21 protein-coding genes are annotated in these 20566 nt (G+C 64.5%); 6 read left to right on the forward strand and 15 right to left on the reverse strand.

The genetic code is table 11. From position 1 onward, the window contains the following. Positions 1-255: 255 nt before the first annotated feature. The 9 genes from msrQ to mrcB all read right to left on the reverse strand — a co-directional run bounded on the left by msrQ (position 256) and on the right by mrcB (position 10110). Positions 256-864, reverse strand: a complete 609-nt coding sequence (gene msrQ, locus AC25M7_RS18440) for a protein-methionine-sulfoxide reductase heme-binding subunit MsrQ (protein WP_028691213.1) — start codon at positions 862-864, stop codon at positions 256-258. Further along, positions 864-1877 carry a protein-methionine-sulfoxide reductase catalytic subunit MsrP gene (gene msrP, locus AC25M7_RS18445; RefSeq protein WP_062360939.1) on the reverse strand — a complete coding sequence of 338 codons (1014 nt, stop codon included), beginning with the start codon at positions 1875-1877 and terminating at the stop codon, positions 864-866. The genes msrQ and msrP overlap by 1 nt, the downstream gene beginning before the upstream one ends. A gap of 77 nt (positions 1878-1954) precedes the next feature. Next, the gene (pssA, locus tag AC25M7_RS18450; protein ID WP_028691215.1) at positions 1955-2806 is read right to left on the reverse strand and encodes a CDP-diacylglycerol--serine O-phosphatidyltransferase; all 852 of its coding nucleotides are present in this window, start codon (positions 2804-2806) and stop codon (positions 1955-1957) included. Between the two features lie 151 nt (positions 2807-2957). Further along, positions 2958-3974, reverse strand: coding sequence for a ketol-acid reductoisomerase (gene ilvC / locus AC25M7_RS18455; protein WP_028691216.1), 1017 nt, complete (start codon positions 3972-3974; stop codon positions 2958-2960). A 54-nt stretch (positions 3975-4028) separates the two neighbouring features. Then, positions 4029-4520 (reverse strand): acetolactate synthase small subunit, encoded by a 492-nt coding sequence (ilvN, locus tag AC25M7_RS18460; RefSeq protein ID WP_003250040.1) that lies wholly within the window; start codon positions 4518-4520, stop codon positions 4029-4031. Position 4521: 1 nt separating this feature from the next. Continuing rightward, on the reverse strand, positions 4522-6246 hold the full coding sequence (locus AC25M7_RS18465) for an acetolactate synthase 3 large subunit (RefSeq protein ID WP_028691217.1): 1725 nt from the start codon (positions 6244-6246) through the stop codon (positions 4522-4524). Positions 6247-6653: 407 nt separating this feature from the next. Continuing rightward, a complete protein-coding gene (locus AC25M7_RS18470) occupies positions 6654-6986 on the reverse strand; it encodes a YqcC family protein (RefSeq protein WP_062360937.1) in 333 nt (110 codons plus the stop codon). Continuing rightward, positions 6983-7762 (reverse strand): tetratricopeptide repeat protein, encoded by a 780-nt coding sequence (locus AC25M7_RS18475; protein WP_028691219.1) that lies wholly within the window; start codon positions 7760-7762, stop codon positions 6983-6985. Before AC25M7_RS18475 ends, AC25M7_RS18470 begins: the two co-directional genes overlap by 4 nt. Positions 7763-7788: 26 nt before the next feature. Then, complete coding sequence (gene mrcB / locus AC25M7_RS18480) at positions 7789-10110, reverse strand: penicillin-binding protein 1B (protein WP_028691220.1); 2322 nt, start codon at positions 10108-10110, stop codon at positions 7789-7791. A gap of 117 nt (positions 10111-10227) precedes the next feature. Here mrcB and AC25M7_RS18485 point away from each other — a divergent pair, with 117 nt between their 5' ends. The 3 genes from AC25M7_RS18485 to AC25M7_RS18495 all read left to right on the forward strand — a co-directional run bounded on the left by AC25M7_RS18485 (position 10228) and on the right by AC25M7_RS18495 (position 12784). Next, complete coding sequence (locus tag AC25M7_RS18485; protein ID WP_236179472.1) at positions 10228-11790, forward strand: bifunctional aminoglycoside phosphotransferase/ATP-binding protein; 1563 nt, start codon at positions 10228-10230, stop codon at positions 11788-11790. Between the two features lie 100 nt (positions 11791-11890). Next, a complete protein-coding gene (locus AC25M7_RS18490) occupies positions 11891-12244 on the forward strand; it encodes a pentapeptide repeat-containing protein (protein WP_088851449.1) in 354 nt (117 codons plus the stop codon). A gap of 261 nt (positions 12245-12505) precedes the next feature. Further along, positions 12506-12784, forward strand: coding sequence for a TfoX/Sxy family protein (locus AC25M7_RS18495; RefSeq protein WP_486971349.1), 279 nt, complete (start codon positions 12506-12508; stop codon positions 12782-12784). Positions 12785-12955: 171 nt separating this feature from the next. On the opposite strand, the gene AC25M7_RS18500 is transcribed toward AC25M7_RS18495, so the two are convergent. The 4 genes from AC25M7_RS18500 to AC25M7_RS18515 are packed head-to-tail and all read right to left on the reverse strand — an operon-like array spanning position 12956 to position 16538. Then, positions 12956-13840, reverse strand: a complete 885-nt coding sequence (locus tag AC25M7_RS18500; protein ID WP_486971350.1) for a ChaN family lipoprotein — start codon at positions 13838-13840, stop codon at positions 12956-12958. A 12-nt stretch (positions 13841-13852) separates the two neighbouring features. Further along, a complete protein-coding gene (locus AC25M7_RS18505) occupies positions 13853-14620 on the reverse strand; it encodes a heme ABC transporter ATP-binding protein (protein WP_062360930.1) in 768 nt (255 codons plus the stop codon). Then, positions 14620-15603 carry a FecCD family ABC transporter permease gene (locus AC25M7_RS18510; protein ID WP_169740504.1) on the reverse strand — a complete coding sequence of 328 codons (984 nt, stop codon included), beginning with the start codon at positions 15601-15603 and terminating at the stop codon, positions 14620-14622. The genes AC25M7_RS18505 and AC25M7_RS18510 overlap by 1 nt, the downstream gene beginning before the upstream one ends. Positions 15604-15653: 50 nt before the next feature. Next, positions 15654-16538, reverse strand: a complete 885-nt coding sequence (locus AC25M7_RS18515; RefSeq protein WP_069017546.1) for a heme/hemin ABC transporter substrate-binding protein — start codon at positions 16536-16538, stop codon at positions 15654-15656. Between the two features lie 161 nt (positions 16539-16699). Between AC25M7_RS18515 and AC25M7_RS18520 the strand changes: the two genes are divergently transcribed. Beyond that, positions 16700-17017 carry a Rieske (2Fe-2S) protein gene (locus tag AC25M7_RS18520; RefSeq protein WP_028691228.1) on the forward strand — a complete coding sequence of 106 codons (318 nt, stop codon included), beginning with the start codon at positions 16700-16702 and terminating at the stop codon, positions 17015-17017. On the opposite strand, the gene sfsA is transcribed toward AC25M7_RS18520, so the two are convergent. Beyond that, positions 17007-17720, reverse strand: coding sequence for a DNA/RNA nuclease SfsA (gene sfsA / locus AC25M7_RS18525; protein WP_069017544.1), 714 nt, complete (start codon positions 17718-17720; stop codon positions 17007-17009). The genes AC25M7_RS18520 and sfsA overlap by 11 nt on opposite strands. Positions 17721-17723: 3 nt before the next feature. Beyond that, positions 17724-18896: a pyridoxal phosphate-dependent aminotransferase gene (locus AC25M7_RS18530; protein WP_028691230.1), complete on the reverse strand. Its 1173-nt coding sequence runs from the start codon at positions 18894-18896 to the stop codon at positions 17724-17726. A gap of 212 nt (positions 18897-19108) precedes the next feature. On the opposite strand from AC25M7_RS18530, the gene dksA reads away from it, so the two are divergent. Continuing rightward, positions 19109-19552 carry an RNA polymerase-binding protein DksA gene (gene dksA, locus AC25M7_RS18535; RefSeq protein WP_028691231.1) on the forward strand — a complete coding sequence of 148 codons (444 nt, stop codon included), beginning with the start codon at positions 19109-19111 and terminating at the stop codon, positions 19550-19552. Positions 19553-19652: 100 nt separating this feature from the next. Next, positions 19653-20540, forward strand: coding sequence for a tRNA glutamyl-Q(34) synthetase GluQRS (gene gluQRS / locus AC25M7_RS18540; RefSeq protein ID WP_088851444.1), 888 nt, complete (start codon positions 19653-19655; stop codon positions 20538-20540). Positions 20541-20566 lie beyond the last annotated feature (26 nt).

Genomic DNA, 20566 nt, shown 5'->3' on the forward strand with positions numbered 1-20566 from the left:
TAACGAAGAACTCGTTTCACTTCAAACACTTGACTCGCTGCGATCTCTCGTAGCGGGAGGCGAATCATACAGCGTTACAACCTGCTGTCAACTGCCTTTTTCACCGCTGCCGATCAGATGATCGAAGCACCTCCGATACTACCTGAAACATTCAACCTATTGATTAACAAGAGATTTTTCGTTTCGACTACGTCGGAAGTGGGGCGCATTATAAGGGGATCTGAGAGGGCGTCAAGCTTTTATTAAAGAAAGATTTCAGGCCGCCCTCCCCCGCCCCATCAATCGTGGAACACGCCGCCATACCGGGGGAATGCGCAGCACCAGCAGCAAGACTCCGATAGCGGCATACACCGCCCATTCCTTCAGGTCCGAGCGCACGATCCACAGGAAGTGCAACAGCCCCAGCCCGAGAATCACATAGACAAGCCTATGCAGCTTTTTCCACCGCGCCCCCAGGCGCCGCTGGCTGTAACGGTTGGAGGTAACCGCAAGCGCCAGCAGGCCAAGGAAACCCAAGGCGCCAACAATGATGTAGGGCCGCTTGCGCAGCTCGACGCCGAACTGCCCCCAATCCAGCCCCAGGATGAACACCATGTACGCCGTCATGTGCAGGACTATATAAGCAAAGCACCACAGCCCCAGCTGGCGCCGCACCACAATCCACCCCGACCACCCCGTCAGCCGCTGCAGCGGCGTCATGCCCAGGGTGATAAGCAAAAACACCAACGCCCCCAAACCAAGTCGGTCCATCATGATCTTCCCAGGATCTGGCCCAAGCAGCCCCATGGCAGCTTCATAGAACCACCACAGTGGAAACAGGCACCCCACGACGAAGATCGCCAGACGAAACCAGGGATAGCGCATCAGTAGTTCTTCCGCAGGTCGAGACCGGTATAGAGCGACGCCACTTCATCGGCATAGCCGTTGAACATCAGCGTATCGCGCACATTGGGACTGAACAGCGCGCTGGGCAAGCGGCGCTCCCGCGCCTGGGTCCAGCGCGGGTGGTCGACCGTCGGGTTGACGTTGGCATAGAAGCCGTATTCGTCCGGCGCCAGCCCCTGCCAGGTGGTCTGCGGCTGCTCCGCCACCAGGCTGATGCGCACGATCGACTTGATGCTCTTGAATCCGTACTTCCATGGCACCACCAGGCGCAGCGGCGCGCCGTTCTGGTTGGGCAGCTCGCGGCCATACATGCCCACCGCCAGAATCGCCAACGGGTTCATCGCCTCATCCAGGCGCAAGCCCTCCATATACGGCCAGTTGATCAGGGCGAAGCCGGAACGCTGGCCGGGCATGCTCTTGGGGTCTTCCAGGGTTTCGAAACGGATGTAGCGCGCCTTCGAGGTAGGCTCGACCTGTTTGAGCACCTGCGCCAAGGGGAAGCCCAACCAGGGAATCACCATCGACCAGGCCTCCACGCAGCGCAGGCGGTAGATCCGCTCCTCGAGCTGGTAAGGCTTGATGAAGTCCTCCAGCGCATAGCGCCCGGGCTTGGCCACCTCACCATCGACCACCAGGCTCCAGGGTTCGGTCTTCAGACCGCCGGCATTGGCCGCCGGATCGCCCTTGTCGGGGCCGAACTCATAGAAGTTGTTGTAGTGGGTGGCGTCCTTGAACGGCGTGATCGCTTCGCCACTGACGGTGACCGCCTGCCAGCGGGTGCTGGCCAGCTTGTCGCTGAACCAGCCGGGGGCGGCACCGCCTTCGACATCGGCATAGCGGGACACCTCGGCAGCCGCGCCCAACCGCGGCAACGCGCCCAGGGCCACGCCCGCCAGGCCTGCGCCTAGCAAGGTGCGACGGGAGAAGTAGATGGATTCGGGGGTGATCTCCGACGCTTTGCAGTCGGATGGTCGGGGAAGCTTGATGAGCATGGCGGCTCCACAGTACGGGTCACTGATGTACACGTAAGACTATGGAGCCTGCAGGTTATTCCGCGATTAAATCCTTGTCAGGATTTACGACGGCGCGCCCGCAACAGGAACTGGATCGGCCCCGATGCAGCATAGGCAAGGAAGATCAGCAGCAGGATGCGCGGCGGATCGCTGAACACCACGGCGAACACCAGCACCACGGCGAGGATGGCGACGAAGGGCACGCGACCCTTGAGATCGAGTTCCTTGAAGCTGTTGTACTTGATGTTGCTGACCATCAGCATGCCCGCGGCCGCCACCAGCAGCGCCACCAGGAACGACAGCTTGGAGCCCTGGATGCCGTAGTCGCTGAACGCCCATACGGTACCAGCCACCACGCCGGCCGCCGCTGGGCTGGCCAGGCCGATGAAGTAGCGCTTGTCGGCGGTGCCGACCTGGGTGTTGAAACGCGCCAGGCGCAGCGCGGCGCCGGCCACATAGATGAAGGCGACCATCCAGCCGACCTTGCCCATGTCCCCCAGGGCCCAGCCGAACGCCAGCAACGCCGGGGCCACGCCGAAGGCGACCATGTCCGACAGCGAGTCGTACTCGGCGCCGAAGGCACTTTGCGTATTGGTCATGCGGGCCACGCGGCCATCGAGGCCGTCGAGGACCATGGCGACGAAGATCGCGATGGCGGCGAAGGCGAAATACTTGCTCGCCTCCCGTGGATCACCCGCGCTCAGGGCGCTCTGCGCGCTCATCGAGCTGATGATGGAATAGAAGCCGGCGAACAGGTTCGCGGTGGTGAACAGGTTGGGCAGCAGATAGATACCGCGGTGACGCACCTTGCGCCCTTCGGCGTCGTGACCTTCTTCAACGTGCTCATCGACAGGTAGCAGGCTTTCGGCGTCGGAGGGCTTGTTCGGCTCTTCGGGACGTTCGCTCATGAAAAGTACCTTGCAACAGGGTGGAATATGTTCGACATGGGCTCGGCAAAACCGTTCTAACAGCGAGCCACTGGTCGCTTTATACCAGAAGCTGACCGCGCAAACGAAAAAACGCGGCCGAAGCCGCGTTTTTCATTTATCGACGCAAGACTCAGTTCTTGGTCTTGTCGACGATCTTGTTGGCCGAGATCCAAGGCATCATCGAACGCAGTTGCTCGCCGATGATTTCGATGCCGTGGGCGGCGTTGTTGCGACGCTTGGCGGTCATCGAAGGATAGTTGGTGGCGCCTTCGCTGATGAACATCTTCGCGTACTCGCCGTCCTGGATGCGCTTGAGGGCATTGCGCATGGCCTTGCGGGATTCTTCGTTGATGACTTCTGGGCCGGTGACGTACTCACCGTACTCGGCGTTGTTGGAGATCGAGTAGTTCATGTTGGCGATACCGCCTTCGTACATGAGGTCGACGATCAGCTTCAGCTCGTGCAGGCACTCGAAGTAGGCCATTTCCGGGGCGTAGCCCGCTTCGACCAGGGTCTCGAAACCGGCCTTGACCAGTTCCACGGTACCGCCGCACAGAACGGCCTGCTCACCGAACAGGTCGGTTTCGGTCTCGTCCTTGAAGGTGGTTTCGATGATGCCGGTACGGCCACCACCGACACCAGCGGCGTAGGACAGGGCGACGTTCTTGGCGTTGCCCGAGGCGTCCTGGTAGACAGCGATCAGGTCAGGGATGCCGCCGCCCTTGACGAACTCGGAGCGCACGGTGTGGCCCGGGGCCTTCGGCGCGATCATGATCACGTCGAGGTCGGCACGCGGAACGACCTGGTTGTAGTGGATCGAGAAGCCGTGGGAGAAGGCCAGGGTGGCGCCCTTCTTGATGTTCGGCTCGATCTCGTTCTTGTACAGCTGGCCCTGGAATTCGTCCGGGGTGAGGATCATGACCAGGTCGGCAGCGGCGACGGCGGTAGCCACGTCAGCCACTTTCAGGCCGTGGGCTTCTGCCTTGGCAACGGTGGCCGACCCTTTACGCAGACCGACGGTAACGTCCACACCGGAGTCCTTCAGGTTGCACGCCTGGGCGTGACCTTGCGAACCGTAACCGATGATGGCGACTTTCTTGCCCTGGATGATGGAAAGGTCGCAGTCTTTGTCGTAGAAAACTTTCATGAAAATACCCCTGTTATATCTCGGCCCCAGCGGAGCCATCGCTAGTTTTTGAAGTTAGATGCTGAGCACTTTGTCGCCACGGGCAATGCCGGTGACGCCACTGCGCACGGTTTCGAGAATCGATGCGGTGCCGATGGCCTGGATGAAGCTGTCCAGCTTGTCGCTGGTGCCGCTCAGCTGCACGGTGTACACGCTGGCGGTCACGTCGACGATCTGGCCACGGAAGATATCCGTGGTGCGCTTGATTTCGGCGCGCTGGGCACCGGTGGCCTTGACCTTGACCAGCATCAGTTCGCGCTCGATGTGGGCGCTTTCCGACAGGTCCACAAGCTTGACCACTTCGACCAGCTTGTTCAGGTTCTTGGTGATCTGCTCGATCACCTCGTCATGGCCAACGGTGGTCAGCGTCAGACGCGACAGAGTCGGGTCTTCGGTCGGTGCCACGGTCAGGCTTTCAATGTTGTAGTTGCGCTGGGAGAACAGACCGACCACGCGAGACAAGGCACCGGGTTCGTTTTCCAGCAGCAGGGAGATGATGTGCCGCATATCAGGTACGCTCCGTCTTGCTCAGCCACATGTCACGCATCGAGCCGTCCTTGATCTGCATCGGATAGACGTGCTCGGTCCGGTCGACCGCGATGTCGATGAACACCAGGCGGTCCTTCATCGCGAAAGCCTCTTCCAGTTTCGGCTTGAGGTCTTTCAGGCTGGTGATGCGGATGCCCACATGGCCATAGGCCTCGGCCAGCTTGACGAAGTCCGGCAGCGACTCGACGTAGGAGTGCGAGTGGCGACCGTTGTAGGCCATGTCCTGCCATTGGCGGACCATGCCCAGCACACCGTTGTTCAGGTTCACGATCTTCACCGGCAGGCCGTACTGCATGCAGGTGGACAGCTCCTGGATGTTCATCTGGATGCTGCCTTCACCGGTGACGCAGGCCACGTCCTGGTCAGGGAAGTTGAGCTTGATGCCCATGGCCGCCGGGAAACCGAAGCCCATGGTGCCCAGGCCACCGGAGTTGATCCAGCGGTTGGGTTTGTTGAAGCGGTAGTACTGCGCCGCGAACATCTGGTGCTGGCCCACGTCGGAGGTGACGAAGGCATCGCCTTTTGTCACTTCGCACAGGGTCTCGATCACCTGCTGCGGCTTGATGAGGTTGCCGTCGCCCTTGTCGTAGGGGAACAGTGCACCGTCGCCGCGCCATTCGTCGATCTGCTTCCACCAGGCATCCAGCGCCGCCTTGTCGGGTTGCTCGCCGATCTCCTTGAGGATGGTGAGCATCTCGCTCAACACGCTCTCGACCGGGCCGACGATCGGCACATCGGCCTTGATCATCTTGGAGATCGACGCCGGGTCGATGTCGATGTGGATGATCTTGGCGTTCGGGCAGAACTTGGCCGGGCCGTTGACCACGCGGTCGTCGAACCGCGCGCCGACGGCGAAGATCACGTCGGCGTGGTGCATGGCCATGTTGGCGGTGTAGCTGCCGTGCATGCCGAGCATGCCGAGGAACTGGCGATCGGTGCCCGGGAAGCCGCCGAGGCCCATCAAGGTGTTGGTGACCGGCAGGTTCAGCGACTTGGCGATTTCGGTGAGGGCTTCGGAGCCGCCGCCGAGGATCACGCCACCACCGGAGTAGACGATCGGGCGCTTGGCCGCCAGGAGCATCTCGGCCGCTTTGCGGATCTGCCCGGAGTGACCACGAACAGCCGGGCTATACGAACGCAACTTGACCTTTTTCGGGTAGATGTACTCGAACTTCTCGGCCGGGTTGGTCATATCTTTTGGAATATCGACCACCACCGGGCCGGGACGGCCGGACTGCGCAAGATAGAAGGCTTTTTTCAGGACTTCGGGGATTTCCGAGGCGTGCTTGATCATGAAGCTGTGCTTCACGATCGGCCGGGAGATACCGATCATGTCGGTTTCCTGGAACGCGTCGGTGCCGACCATGGTGCTGGGCACCTGGCCAGACAGGATGACCATCGGAATGGAATCCATGTAGGCGGTGGCAATGCCGGTAATGGCATTGGTCGCGCCCGGACCGGAAGTCACCAGGACCACGCCGGCCTTGCCGGTGGCACGGGCGTAACCGTCCGCCATATGGGTGGCAGCCTGCTCGTGACGGACCAGGATGTGCTGGACTTCCGGTTCCTTGAACAGGGCATCATAAACATGAAGGAGAGCACCGCCAGGGTACCCGTAGATGTGCTTAACGCCTTCGTCACGCAAGAAGCGGACGACCATCTCAGCGCCAGATAAAAGCTCCACGTTGTTCACCTCTAAAACGCCAGAATACCGCCCTCACTGAGCGGGTCTTAATAGGTTTACTGCCAAGCAGAGCATGAGCGAACGTCAGCACTGACTGAGCAAGTATTGGGAGTGCCCTGGTGTGTTGCGGGCCTTCCCACCCAGCGCGAGGTAACGCGTTGCGGGGTGTTACAAGTCGGCGCGGGTGTGCGCCTCATGATCTGCTTAGCGGGTCTGCTTCTGGCAGTCCCTCTACAGCGGAATCTGGATTCTTGTGATTCGGCGCGCACAAGTCAAGAGAAATTATTGCCAATTTTTCGGCAAGATGAATCTCCGCCACCACTAAAAAGGCCGGCAGCAGCAGATATAAGAAGATTTTCATAAAAAAGGGCCACAATCTGCGGCCCTTGATGGAAAAAGAGAAGAAATCAGGCGGAGGGGCTGATCAAATGGTCGAATGCTGCCAACAGGCGCCGTAGCTCGCGGCTTTGTTCCGGACGGTCGACAAACACCGTCTCGGCCATGACCAGGATGCCCGAGGCATTGGGCAGCGGGTGACCGTGCTCGAGAATCAGTTTCATCTGCGGCAGAAAGATCCACTGCAGCCACTGCTCGAAGGCCATGCTGTCGACGGCGAACGGCACCACGCTGGCCAGCGCCTCGGCGCTGGGCGTGGCATCACTCCACCAACCCTGGACCTTGAGCTCGCGCTCGATCAGCAGCAGGTGGTCGGCGATATCGAGGATGCGCTGCTCCATCACAGGTTGACCCGCGCCTTCTGCCGCGCCAGGGCGGCACCTGCGCTGTCACCTTGCTTCTCGCGGGCCTGGGCGATGGTGTTCCACAGCTGGGCCTGCAGGTCTGGGCGACCGTTGGCGTAGGTCAGCGCACGGCGTGCCAGTTGCTCGGACTGCGCCGCATCGCCCTGGGACAGGCGCACCTGAGCCAGGCGGAACAGCACCTGCGGCTCACGCGGGGCGATGCGCTGGGCACGCTCCAGGCTCGACGCGGCGCCGTTGAAGTCGCCACTGCCCTGCTGCTGCTGGGCGGTGGTCAGCAGCGCCAGCACCGGGCCGTCGAGCTGTTCGTCGGCGGACAGGCCGCCGCCGGACGTGTTGCCACGCGGGATACCGGTCGGGGCACTGGTCACCGGCGCCGGATTGCTCATCGAGGCGATATCGAACGGCTCGTCGGCGATCGGGTTGGGGTTGGTCGTGATCGGGCCGCTGCTGACCGGGCCCGGGGTGATCGGGCCGGTGCTGATCGGCGCCGGCCCGGTGCCTGCCGGGAACGACTGGATCGGCGCGCCGCCGGTCCCTTGCGGGATCATCACGGTGACGCCGGAGTCTTCCGGCAATGACTGGGCCTGGCTGCTGCCACCGCTGGTCGGATAGGCCGACGTGCGGTTGGCCGAGACGCGCTCGCTGTTGGAGACCCGGGTGCTCGAATCGACCACCGGAATGTTGCCACGCGGGACGCTGGCACAGCCGTGCAGCACGGTCACTGCCGCCACGGCAGGAATCCACCACTTGTTCACTTCACACCCTCTTCAGAAGCTCGCGCTCAATTCATCCAGCCCTTGACCCAGTCCATCACCTCTTCGGCCGGGTTCTGCTCGCCACCACAGGTGGCGCCAGCGGGTGGTTCACTGCCACGAATATACGGCATCTGCACCGCTCCCGGACAGCTGCCGTCGGAACCCTGGCCGCTGTATGGATCGATCCAGGCCTGCACCACGTTGTCCGGCTGCGGCATGTCCAGCGGCAGCGGGTCGGCCTTCTTCATGAAGCTGGTCCACACCTGCAGCGCGCCGGTGGCACCGGTGAACGGCGTCTTGCCGTTGTCGTCGCGGCCCAGCCAGACCACCGCCAGCAGGTCCTGGCTGAAGCCGGAGAACCAGCTGTCGCGCGAGTCGTTGCTGGTACCGGTCTTGCCCGCCAGGGTCAGCGAGCTCGGCAGCACGCTGTAGACCGAGCGACCGGTGCCTTCGCGCATCACCCGCTGCATGGCGTTCTGCACCAGGTAGATCGAACCCGGATCGAAGGTCTGCTGGATCTGGAACGGGTAGCGCTTGAGCGGCTCGCCTTCGGCGGTGAGTACGCTGCGGATACCGCGCATCGGCGTGTTGAAGCCACCGTTGGCGATGGTCTGGTACATGGTCGCCACCTGCATCGGCGACATGCCGCCGGCGCCCAGCAGCATCGATGGGAACGCCGGCCAGTCGACCTGCACGCCAAGCCGACCGATGGTCTTGATCACGTTGGGCACGCCGACTTCAAGGCCGAGCTTGGCGGTCGACAGGTTGTAGGAATTGGCCAGGCCCTGGTACAGGTAGATGGTGCCGTGAGGGCGGCGATCGTAGTTCTGCGGACGCCACACCTGGCCGTCGGCGCCCTTGACCGAGAACGGCTCGTCCTGCACCCAGCTGGTCAGGGTGAACTTGCTCGGTTGCTCCAGCGCGGTCAGGTAGACCGCCGGCTTGACCAGCGAGCCGATCGGCCGCACGGCGTCGATGGCGCGGTTGAAACCGGCAAAGCCCGACTGGCGGCTGCCGATCAATGCCTGCACTTCACCGGTCTCGGGGTTGGTGACGACCATGGCCGATTCCACTTCGTCGGCGCCCTTGCGCCCGGCAAGGCGCTTGAAGGTCTCGCTCATGGCGGTCTCGGCCTTCATCTGCAGGATCGGGTCGAAACTGGTGAAAATGCGCAGGCCTTCTTCGGTCAGGTCTTCATCGCGGTAGTCCTGGCGCAGCTGACGCTTGACCAAGTCGAGGAAGGCCGGGAACGAGCTGTCGGCCAGGCTGCCGCGCTTGGTCACGCCCAGCGGCATCTTCTTCGCCGCGTCGACCACCTCCTGCGTGGCCACGCCCTGCTCGGCGAGCAGGTCGAGCACCAGGTTGCGCCGTTGCAGGGCACGCTCGGGGTAGCGGCGCGGGTTGTAGTAGGACGGGCCCTTGACCATGCCCACCAGCAGGGCGATCTGGTGCAGCTTGAGCTCCTGCAGCGGCTGGCTGAAGAAGAACTGGCTGGCCAGACCGAAGCCGTGCACCGCGCGCTGGCCGTCCTGGCCGATGAACACTTCGTTCAGGTAGGCCTCGAGGATCTCGCGCTTGTCATAGTGCAGTTCCAGAAGCAGCGACATCATCGCCTCGGTCAGCTTGCGGCTGAGGCTACGCTCGTTGGTCAGGAAGAAGTTCTTCACCAACTGCTGGGTCAGGGTACTGCCGCCCTGGCGCATGGCGCCGGAGGAGGTGTTGACCCACACCGCCCGGGCAATGGACTTGGGTGACACGCCGAAGTGGCTGTAGAAGTCGCGGTCTTCGGTGGCGATCAGGGTTTCCACCAGGTAGGGCGGCACCTGGTCGATCTTGATCAGGATGCGGTCTTCAAGGTTCTTCGGGTAGATGCCGCCGATCATCAGCGGCTCCAGGCGTACCACGTCGAGCTTGCCGCCATTGGCGCCGCTCAAGCCCGCGACATAGTCGCCGGAAAAGCGCACACGCACGAACTGCGCTGGCTCCATACCTTCATAGAACTGGAAGCCACGGGTGTTGAGGTCGACGTTGTTGCCGTTGACCGACGCGGCGCCCGGGCCATTGGCCACGCCTTCGCGGCGATAGCCCAGGGCATCGAGTTCGGTGAGGAAGTCGTTCTTGCTCAGCTTCTGGCCGACGAACAGCTCCAGCGGCCGGGCATACACCTTGGCCGGGATGGTCCAGCGCTTGCCGGAGAACTTCTCCTGGACGGTGGCATCGAGGTAGACCGCGAAGCCGGCGATCACCACCAGGCCGACCAGGCTGAGCTTGAGTGCCCAGCCCAGCCAGGCGCGGGCGCGGCCGGTCGGGCGTTTTTTAGGGGTGCGGGAATTTCGGGTACGTGTCATGGCGGCGGATTATACGCACTTTGGAAAAGGGGGGCAGACGCCCCTCGGCGGTTTGCAGGGACGGCACCATTGACCATAATGTCCGATTCGAATTCCCTGACTCCTGAAGGATGATCCGTGAGCCAAGCCCTGATCAGCGCGCTGCAGAACCCCGCCCTCTATCCGCACCCGGTTGCGGGCTTCCAGCTCATCGAGACGCACATCTCCTGGGTTTTGCTCACCGGCGAGTACGCCTACAAGATCAAGAAGCCCATGAACTTCGGCTTCCTCGACTTCACCGGCCTGGACCAGCGCGGGCATTTTTGTAACGAAGAGCTGCGGCTGAACCAGCGCCTGACCGAAGGCCTGTACCTGGAAGTGCTGCCGATCACCGGCAGCGTCGAGGCCCCACAGGTCGGCGGCGAAGGCCCGGCGATCGAGTACGCGCTGAAGATGCGCCAGTTCCCCCAGGACCAGATGCTCAGCACCCTGCAGGCCAACGGCGAGCTGAACGCCGGTCACATCGACCAGATGGCCCGGCAGATCGCCGAGTTCCACCTGCAGGCGCCGAAAGTGCCGGTCGACCATCCGTTGGGCACCCCGGACGCGGTCATGGCGCCGGTGGAGCAGAACTTCGAGCAGATCCGCCCGTTCCTGACCGACAAGGTCGACCTGCAGCAACTGGACAACCTGCAGGCCTGGGCCCAGGACAGCTTCAAGCGCCTGCATAGCCTGCTCGAGGCGCGCAAGGTCAATGGTTTCATTCGTGAGTGCCACGGCGATATCCACCTGGGCAACGCTACCCTGATCGACGGCAAGGTGGTGATCTTCGACTGCATCGAGTTCAACGAGCCGTTCCGCCTGACCGATGTCTACGCTGACGTCGGCTTCCTGGCCATGGACCTCGAGGACCGCGGCCTGAAGTGCCTGTCGCGACGCTTCATCAGCCAGTACCTGGAACTGACCGGTGACTACCAAGGCCTGGAACTGTTGAACTTCTACAAGGCCTATCGCGCCCTGGTGCGGGCCAAGGTCGCGCTGTTCAGCCTGTCGCCCGACGCCGACGGCGTGCAGCGCGCCACCACCCTGCGCACCTACCGCAACTACGCCAACCTGGCCGAAAGCTACAGCGCTATCCCTTCGCGCCTGCTGGCTGTCACCCAGGGCGTCTCGGCGGTGGGCAAGAGCCATGTGGCGATGCGTCTTGTCGAGGCCTTGGGCGCGGTGCGCGTGCGTTCGGACGTGGAGCGCAAGCGCCTGTTCGGCAAGCAGTCGGCGGCCGACGCGGGCCAGCTCGAGGCGGGCATCTACGACAAGGAAGCCAGCATCGCCACCTACCAGCGCCTGCATGAGCTGGCGGCGATCATCCTGCACGCCGGTTTCCCGGTGGTACTCGACGCCACCTACCTCAAGCATGACCAGCGCAAGGCGGCGGCGGACGTCGCCAGCGAGACCGGCGTGCCGTTCCTGATTCTCGACTGCCAGGCCCCCGACGCGGTGATCGCCAGCTGGCTGGCCCAGCGCCAGGCCGAAGCCATCGACCCGTCGGACGCCACCCTGGAAGTGATCCAGGCGCAGCAGGCCAGCCGCGACCCGCTGGATGCCGAGGAGCAGAAGCACAGCAAGCGCGTGAACACCCAGGAAAGCGCCAGCATGGACCAGCTGATCGAGCAGATCCGCCAGCACCTGCCCGGCCTTTGAGCCACAAGGCGTGAAGCAGTCGACAGTTCACGCCTGAAGTCAGGCGCCCCTCCAGTGATGTCATTACAATATCATCACACCCCACGGAGGAGGCGCCGCCATGAATCAGCCCCGTCAGCTGGACAACGTCCTGTACACGATGATCCGCGACGAGAAGATCGCGGCGTTCAACCGCGAGAAGCCCAGCGATACGACTATCGACTTTCGAGGCGGTGATTTCCGCGGCCTGGACCTGCGCGCCCTGGATGTGCGCGGCATCGACTTCACCGACGCGTACTTTCGCGCCGCTGACCTGCGTGGGCTCGACCTGCGCGAAAACGGCCTGGAGGGCGCCAGCCTCGCCCACGCGCAGATCTCCGGGACCTACTTCCCGGCTGAGCTCAGCGCCGACGAAATCCTGATGTCAGTGAAGTTCGGGACGCGGATGCGATATCGCAGTGCTCGCCAAGGGTAAGTGCCTGGCCTGCGCCAGGCTGTGGATGGGAACTTTGTGGGAGCGGGCTTGCCCCGCGATAGCGTCTGCCCCAGCGATCGCCATCGCGGGACAAGCCCGCTCCCACGCAACCCGCTCCCATAGGGTCCCACCCAGCGAAAGTACTGCATCCCGTCGGCGCCGATGGCAAAAGGCCGCGTTATTCACAACCCCCGCTACACTCCTCATTGACCTGCTCGCGATTTATCCCCACGACCCGTTCAGCCATCGCAAGGAGGCTCGATGAACGATGAATTGCAGCATCTGAAAAACCTTGGCAAGACCTCCGCGCAATGGCTGCACGCCGTCGGTATCCACAGTGCTTCGGACCTGCGCCGGCTCGGCGCAGTGGGTGCCTATCAAGCCGTGAGAACGCGAGGATTCCGGGCTTCGAAGGTGTTGTTGTACGCCATCGAGGGGGCCCTGCTGGACATGCACTGGAACGACCTGCCGGCCGAACGCAAGCAAGCGCTGAACCAGCAGCTCGACGCGAAGTACCCGGCACAGAAAAACGAAAAATAATTCGCAAAAGGCATTGACCTCGAAATGAGAATCGTTATGATTATCACAACTGGTCGCGAGACTGGTTGGGTAACCTGAATGCTCCCTGGTTCGGACGCTCAGATTATCTCCTCATCAGGCTAATCACGGTTATTGACCCGGCACTTTGCCGGGTCTTTTTTTGCCCGCGATTCAGTGCGCCTTGCGCAGCTGGGCGCAGTAGTCCTGCTCCGGCGTCGCCGGGGTATACCAGACGAAGTCAGCCATGGCTGGCTCGACCGCCTCCCCCACTTCCGCCAGCAACAGCACCGTGCCCTCGGCATTGGCGCCGAGATCGGCCAGGTGCAGGGGCACGCCCAGGTCCTTGCGCGCATGGTAGCTGCCGGTGAGCAGCAGTGCCGGCTGTGGCGCGGCCAGCAGCCGCTCGGCGATGCGTCGGTCACGCTGCTGCTGCACCGCCAGCATCGCCGGTAGCTGGCTTTCCGGCAGCAGGTTGCAGTGGCCGGCGCGCACCTGGGCCAGCAGCGCCTGCACCACTGCCGGCGCATTGGAGCGCTCGCCCGGGGGTGTCGCTGGCTGGCGATAGGCCCGGCGGACTTCCTCCGGCGACAGGTTAGCGGCCAGCAGCGGGTAAGGTTGGGCCAGGGCCTCGCGGACGATCGGCCCGTACAGCGCCCAGTTCCAGCTGGGCTGCCAGTCGAGGGCCTTGGGCAGGTCGGCTGCCGGCGACACCTTGCCCTTCTGCGCATCGACCAGGGCCTGCTGTCGCGGCTCAAGCATTTCCAGCAGCAGGCTGCCCTGTGGCCGGCGGCTCTCCAGGGCACGCAGCAACCAGAGCTGCAGGCGGTGGTGGTCGGGGTTGTCGTGCTTTTCACCCACCAGCACCCGTGGCGCATCGGCCAGGCGCTGGACCAGCTGCCCGGGACTCAAGGCCTGGCCGCTGGACAATTCGATGATCCGTCCCAACTGGGCGTTGGCACGGCCCTCAGTACCCTGCCAGGCCGGCGCGGGTGGCAGGCTCGCCTGGCAACCTCCCAAAGCCAGCACCAGACAGATGGACAGCAGGGGATGGCGCATGGTGCAAGCCTCTTAGCGAGTGATGATCAGCGGATGGCCGCGCTCCGGGTGCGGCTGGACCAGGACATCGATACCGAACACTGCCCGCAGCGCCGCCGGCGTCAGCACCTGTTGCGGCGTGTCCAGGGCATGGCAGCGGCCCTGTTCCAGCAGCAGGATATGGTCACAGTAGCGCGCCGCCAGGTTCAGGTCATGCAGGATGACCAGCACCGCCGCACCACGGTCGGCGAAGCTGCGCACCGCCTGCAGCGTGGTGTGCTGGTGCAGCGGATCGAGCGCGGAGGTGGGCTCGTCGAGCAGCAGCGTGGTACCGGGCTCGCCGGGCCACAGCTGGGCCAGCACCCGCGCCAAGTGCACGCGCTGGCGTTCGCCGCCGGACAGCGCCAGGTAGCTGCGCTCGACCAGATACCCCGCATCCGCCGCCGCCAGCGCCGCATCGACGATCTCCCGGTCACGCTGACGGCCGCTGGCATGGGGCAGTCGACCTAAGCCGACCACCTCCTCGACACTGAATGCAAAGCCCAGGCTGGACACCTGCGGCAACACCGCCAGTCGCCGTGCCCGTTCCTGGCCCGGCCAGCCATCAAGGCTGCGACCATCGAGTTGCACCTGCCCGGCGCTGGGCGCCAGTTCGCCACACAGGGCGCCGAGCAGGCTGCTCTTACCGGCACCGTTAGGCCCGAGCACGCCGAGGACCTGCCCGGGCCGCAGCGTCAGGTTGATGTCGTGCAGCACTTGGCTGCCACCACGCTTGAGAGACAGCCCTCGGACGTCGAGCATCAGCTGCGCACCTTCACCAGCAGGAACAGGAAGAATGGCGCCCCGATGAACGCGGTGACAATGCCGATAGGCAATTCCGCCGGGGCCAGGGCCAGGCGCGCGATCAAGTCGGCGAACAGCAGCAGGGTACCGCCCGCCAGCAACGAGGCCGGTAACAGCACCCGGTGGTCCGGTCCCGCCACCAGCCGCACCAGGTGCGGCACCACCAGGCCAATGAAACCGATCAGGCCGGCGGCGGCAACCGCCGCCCCCACGCCCAGCGCCGTGCAGAACACCAGTTCGCGCTTGAGCCCTTCGACCTCGATGCCCAAGTGACGGGCTTCCGACTCGCCCAATAGCAAGGCGTTGAGTGCCTGCGCCCGGCGCGGCAGCCACAGGGCCACGGCCGCCGCCACCAGCAGCAGGGGCCATAGCCGCTCATAGCTGGCGCCGTTGAGGCTGCCCAGGTTCCAGAACGTCAGGGTGCGCAGCGTGGCATCGTCGGCCAGGTAGGTGAACAGGCCCACCGCTGAGCCGCCGAGCGCGGTCATCGCGATACCGGCCAGGAGCATGGTGGCCACATTGGTCTGGCCGTCACGCCGCCCCAGGCGGTAGACCATCGCCGTCACGCCCAGCCCACCGACGAAGGCGCAGAGCGACAGCAGGTAAGGCGCGAACCAGTCGGGAATGCCCCCCAGCCAACTGCCGCCGACGATCGCCACCGCCGCGCCCAGGGCGGCGCCACTGGCGACGCCGACCAGCCCCGGGTCGGCCAGCGGGTTGCGGAACAGCCCCTGCATCGCCACCCCGGACAACGCCAGCACGGCACCGACCGCCAGCCCCAGCAGGGTGCGCGGCAGGCGGATCTGGCCGAGGATCATCTCGGCCTGCTCCAGGCCTTCGCCGGGCACCGGCAAGCCGACCAGGCGCAGGCCGGCGCGCAGGGTATCGAGCAACGGCAGGCTGACCGGGCCCAGCGCCAGCGACAGCCAGACCGCGAGCAGGCACAGCAACGCCAGGGTAATGAACAACGTACGTGGTCGAACCCGCTGCCTCATGGGGTGAAGCTGGCCTTGGCGGCAGGATAGAAGCTGGCGGCCAGCTCATGCAGGGTGGCCGGCAGGCGTGGGCCCAGGCCGCCGACCAGCAGCGTCGGGTCGAGCGACAGCAGGCGCTTGTCGCGCGCCGCGCGCGAAGTCGCCAGGGCCGGGTTTTCCTTGATCAGTGCCTGCAAGGCCTGCTCGCCGCTGAGGGCTCGGTCGGAGAACACCACCACGTCCGGATTCAGCGCGGCGAGGGCCTCCACCGAGAAGTTCTTGTAGCCCTGGTGATCGGCGAGGTTGCGTCCTCCCGCCTGGCGCAGCACCCAATCCCCGGCGGTACCCTGCCCCGCGATCATCGGCTTGGCGCCGGCATGGCCGACCAGCAGCAGGACACCGGGCGCCTTGTGCCCGGCCTGGGCCTGTTCGACCTCCTTGTGCAGCACCTCCAGTTGCCGACGATAGTCGGAGGCCAGTGCCTCGGCCTTCTTCTCGTCATCCAGCAACGCCCCCAGGTGCTTGAGGTTTTCGTCCACCGCATCAAGCTCAGCCTTGCTGGAGAACAACTCGACTCGTACCCCGGCCTTGCGGATCTGCGCCAATACTGGCGGCGGCCCCATCTCCTCGGTACCCACCAGCACATCGGGGCGCAGGCTGAGGATGCCTTCGGCCGACAACTGGCGCTGGTAGCCGATGCTGGGCAGCGCCTTGAGCGACTCGGGGTGTTGGCTGGTGGTGTCGACACCGACCAGCCGCTGCTCGCCGCCCAGGGCGCTGATCCACTCGCTCAGGGCACCACCGGCGCTGACCCAGCGCTGCGGCAGCTCGGCGGCCATGGTGTGGGCGGACAGGGCAAGACCGGCGCACAGTGCAATCAAAGCAGCGGGACGGCGCATCATCGGATTCCTTTGCAGAGGGAGGGCAGCACACCTTGTGGCGGGCGGCACAAGTGCGCACCATAGACAGCCTGGCGCGACGAATGCGGGCAATTTGATAATTATTCGCATTGAAGCGTCAAGCCATCCCTTTGTCACACGGCTTAACCGGAAACTCCGCTGCAATGCATTTTCTCTGCGCCTCCAACGACCTCGCCGAGGGCCACAGCCGCGCCTTCAGCGTAGCCGGCGTGCCGCTGTTCGGCGTGCGCCGCCAGGGCAAGGTCCACCTCTACCGCAACCGCTGCCCGCACCGGGGCATCCCGCTGAACTGGGCGGCGGACAGCTTTCTCGACGACAGCGCGAGCCTGATCCAGTGCGCCCATCACGGGGCCCAGTTCCTCATAGAAAGCGGCGAATGCATCACTGGCCCCTGCGCGGGCGAGTGGCTGGAGGCCCTGGACTGCCGGGAAGACAGCCAGGGCATCTGGCTCACGGAGTGAGCAGCACCGGCAGCGGACGGTCGATGACCAGTTGCTGCGCATCCAGGCGGGTGCCGTAGGCCAGTACCTCGACCCCTTGCGCCACGGCGGCGCGCAGGGCCTGGGCATAGGCGGCGTCGATCTCCTCGGCAGGGCGCACGGCCTCGATGCCGGTCAGGTTCACGCAATACAGCTGCACCGCGCGGATCCCCTGGCGCGCCAGGGTGGCCAGCTCGCGCAGGTGCTTGGCACCGCGCTGGGTGACGGCGTCGGGGAAGGCCGCCACCGGCGTGTCGGGGTAACCCAGGGTCACGCTCTTGACCTCGACATAGGCCTTGGCTCCGTCGGCATATTCCAGGTAGAAGTCGATCCGGCTGCGCTCCTCGCCATAGGCCACCTCACGCTTGAGCGTGGTGAAGCCGGCCAGCTCGCCGACCACGCCGGCGCGCAGGGCCTCCTCCACCACGGCGTTGGCGCGCCCGGTGTTGACGCAGGCCAGCCGGCCCTGGGGCGTTTCGCTGATTTCCCAGGTACCGGGCAACTTGCGCTTGGGGTCGTTGGAGCGGCTGAACCACACCTGCCCGCCCTCGCGCATGCAATTGAGCATGGAGCCGGTGTTGGGGCAGTGGATGGTGATCTGTTCGCCACTGGCCAGCTCGATGTCGGCCAGGAAGCGTTTGTAGCGGCGCAGCAGGCGCGCCTGTTCCAGGGGCGGAAACTGCATCGGTCAGCCCTGCCAGCTCTGCAGGCCACGGGCGATGCGCTGTACCGCCTCTTCCAGGCGCGGCAGGCTCTGGGTGTAGGCGAAACGCACATGATGACCGGCCTGGTGTCGGCCAAAGTCCAGGCCCGGGGTAAACGCCAGGTGCTCGGTTTCCAGGAAATGCCGGCAGAACGCGAAGGCATCGCCGCCAAACGCGCTGATATCGGCATACAGATAGAAGGCCCCTTGGGGTTCCACGGCAATGCCGAAGCCCAGCCCGCGCAAAGCCGGCAGCAGGTAGTCGCGGCGACGGGCGAACTCGGCGCGGCGCTCCTCGAGGATGGCCAGGGTTTGCGGCTCGAAGCAAGCCAGCGCGGCGTGCTGGGCCATGCTCGGGGCACTGATGTAGAGGTTCTGCGCCAGCTTTTCCAGGTCGCCCACCGCCGACGGCGGTGCCACCAGCCAGCCCAGGCGCCAGCCGGTCATGCCGAAATATTTGGAAAAACTGTTGAGGACGAATGCCTCATCGTCCACCTCCAGCACGCTCGGCGCATCCATGCCGTAGGTGAGACCGTGGTAGATCTCGTCCACCACCAGATGCCCATGACGCTCGCGGGTGGCCTTGGAAAGGCTGGCCAGCTCGTCGCGGTCGAGCACCGTGCCGGTCGGGTTGGCCGGCGAGGCGACCAGGGCGCCGACGGTGTCCTTGTCCCAATGGCGATCGACCAGATCGGCGGTCAACTGGTAATTGACGTCCGGCCCCACCGGCACCAGTTGCGCACCGCCTTCGACCAGGCGCAGGAAATGCCGGTTGCACGGATAACCCGGGTCGGCCAGCAGCCAGTGCTTGCCCGGATCGACCAGCAGGCTGCTGGCCAGCAGCAGCGCGCCGGAACCGCCCGGGGTGATGAGCACGCGCTCTGGATCGAGGTCCACACCGTAGCGCTGGCCATAGAACCCGGCGATCGCCTCGCGCAGTTGCGGCAGGCCACGGGCCGCCGTGTAGCGGGTGTGCCCGGCGGCCAAGGCGGCCTGGCCGGCGGCGACGATCGGCGCGGCGGTGGTGAAGTCCGGCTCGCCGATCTCGAGGTGAATCACGTCGTGGCCCGCGGCCTGCAGCTCGTTGGCACGGGCCAGCAGGGCCATGACGTGGAAGGGTTCGATGGCGCGACTGCGCGCACTGTGTGGCTGAGCCATGGGCCTTCTCTCAATTGGGTCTAAACTGGTGATTCTACCTGTGCACGCCAACGAACGCGCCGGTGATGCCGCTGTCAAAAGCAGGCATAGGGCGGGGTAGCGCACCCCGGATCTATCTGGTAAGTTCGGCGGCTCGCAGTCGCAGGGCCGGCGGGCGCCGGAGATGGAAGCAGCCTGCGCATTGGATCAGATGAGTGAGAGGCGGTCTATTCATGTCCACCGTAGAAAAGCAAAAAGTCCAGACCATGTACGGTGTCGAACCCTACGTAGAGACCAAGGGTGAGGAGTACATGGGCGAGCTCATGAAGCAGCACTTCACCAAGCTCCTCAACGCCTGGAAAGGCGAGCTGATGGTCAGCGTGGATCGCACCGTGGACCACATGAAGGACGAAGCAGCCAACTTCCCCGACCCGGCGGACCGTGCCAGCCAGGAAGAAGAATTCGCCCTGGAGCTGCGCAACCGCGATCGCGAGCGCAAGCTGATCAAGAAGATCGACAAGACCCTCGACAAGATCAAGGCCGACGAGTACGGCTGGTGCGATTCCTGCGGCATCGAGATCGGCCTGCGCCGCCTCGAGGCCCGTCCGACCGCCGACCTGTGCTTCGACTGCAAGGAAATTGCGGAGAAGAAGGAAAAGACTGTCGGTAAAGGCTGATCCCGGACCCTCGCAGACGGGGCGTATCGGTTGTGGAAGCAGGCTAGCCCGCTTTCTACGACGGGTACGCCCCGTCTTCATTTATATAGCTGTGCAATCCATGAACGACTCCCGCTACATCGGCCGCTTCGCCCCCACCCCCAGCGGCTTCCTGCACTTCGGCTCGCTAGTCGCCGCCCTCGCCTCCTGGCTCGACGCCCGCGCCGTCAACGGTCGCTGGCTGCTGCGCATGGAAGACACCGACCCGCCCCGGGAGATGCCCGGCGCCCGTGACGCGATCCTGCAGACACTGGAGCGCTACGGGCTGGAGTGGGACGACGAGGTGGTGTTCCAGAGCCAGCGTCACGATGCCTATGCCACGGTAGTCGACCGCCTGTTCAACATGGGCCTGGCCTATGCCTGCACCTGCTCGCGCAAGCAGCTGGAAGGCCACAACGGCATCTACCCGGGTTTATGCCGCAACGCCGGGCACGCCCGCGAAGGCGCGGCGATCCGTCTGCGGGTGCCGGAGCTGATCTACCGATTCAGCGACCGGGTCCAGGGCACGTTCGAGCAACACCTGGGGCGCGAGGTGGGCGACTTCGTCATCCAGCGTCGCGACGGGCTGTATGCCTACCAGCTGGCGGTGGTGCTGGACGATGCCTGGCAGGGTGTCACCGATATCGTGCGCGGAGCCGACCTGCTGGACAACACGCCGCGCCAGCTGTACCTGCAGGAGTTGCTGGGGTTCTCGCAGCCGCGTTACCTGCACATTCCATTGATCGTGCAGCCGGACGGGCACAAGCTGGGCAAGTCGTACCGCTCGCCACCACTGGAGGCGGACCAGGCGACGCCATTGCTGCTGCGCGCCCTGCGGGCATTGGGACAGCAGGCAGATCCGGCACTGGCGGGGGCCAGCCCACGTGAAGTGCTTGCGGCGGCCCGGCAGCAATGGCGGCCGGAGCAAATTGCGCGGCAGATGACGGTGCCCGAGGCGCAATTGCGCTAAAGCAGTACCGGCCCTATCGCGGGGCA

This window comes from Pseudomonas sp. P106(2024) (genome assembly GCF_057480815.1).

Excerpts from the sequence above, each read along its gene's own strand:
- msrQ (WP_028691213.1), bottom strand. The coding sequence starts at position 864 with ATGCGCTATCCCTGGTTTCGTCTGGCGATCTTCGTCGTGGGGTGCCTG.
- msrP (WP_062360939.1), bottom strand. The coding sequence starts at position 1,877 with ATGCTCATCAAGCTTCCCCGACCATCCGACTGCAAAGCGTCGGAGATC.
- pssA (WP_028691215.1), bottom strand. The coding sequence starts at position 2,806 with ATGAGCGAACGTCCCGAAGAGCCGAACAAGCCCTCCGACGCCGAAAGC.
- ilvC (WP_028691216.1), bottom strand. The coding sequence starts at position 3,974 with ATGAAAGTTTTCTACGACAAAGACTGCGACCTTTCCATCATCCAGGGC.
- ilvN (WP_003250040.1), bottom strand. The coding sequence starts at position 4,520 with ATGCGGCACATCATCTCCCTGCTGCTGGAAAACGAACCCGGTGCCTTG.
- mrcB (WP_028691220.1), bottom strand. The coding sequence starts at position 10,110 with ATGACACGTACCCGAAATTCCCGCACCCCTAAAAAACGCCCGACCGGC.
- AC25M7_RS18490 (WP_088851449.1), top strand. The coding sequence starts at position 11,891 with ATGAATCAGCCCCGTCAGCTGGACAACGTCCTGTACACGATGATCCGC.
- AC25M7_RS18495 (WP_486971349.1), top strand. The coding sequence starts at position 12,506 with ATGAACGATGAATTGCAGCATCTGAAAAACCTTGGCAAGACCTCCGCG.
- AC25M7_RS18500 (WP_486971350.1), bottom strand. The coding sequence starts at position 13,840 with ATGCGCCATCCCCTGCTGTCCATCTGTCTGGTGCTGGCTTTGGGAGGT.
- AC25M7_RS18505 (WP_062360930.1), bottom strand. The coding sequence starts at position 14,620 with ATGCTCGACGTCCGAGGGCTGTCTCTCAAGCGTGGTGGCAGCCAAGTG.
- AC25M7_RS18515 (WP_069017546.1), bottom strand. The coding sequence starts at position 16,538 with ATGATGCGCCGTCCCGCTGCTTTGATTGCACTGTGCGCCGGTCTTGCC.
- AC25M7_RS18520 (WP_028691228.1), top strand. The coding sequence starts at position 16,700 with ATGCATTTTCTCTGCGCCTCCAACGACCTCGCCGAGGGCCACAGCCGC.
- sfsA (WP_069017544.1), bottom strand. The coding sequence starts at position 17,720 with ATGCAGTTTCCGCCCCTGGAACAGGCGCGCCTGCTGCGCCGCTACAAA.
- AC25M7_RS18530 (WP_028691230.1), bottom strand. The coding sequence starts at position 18,896 with ATGGCTCAGCCACACAGTGCGCGCAGTCGCGCCATCGAACCCTTCCAC.
- dksA (WP_028691231.1), top strand. The coding sequence starts at position 19,109 with ATGTCCACCGTAGAAAAGCAAAAAGTCCAGACCATGTACGGTGTCGAA.
- gluQRS (WP_088851444.1), top strand. The coding sequence starts at position 19,653 with ATGAACGACTCCCGCTACATCGGCCGCTTCGCCCCCACCCCCAGCGGC.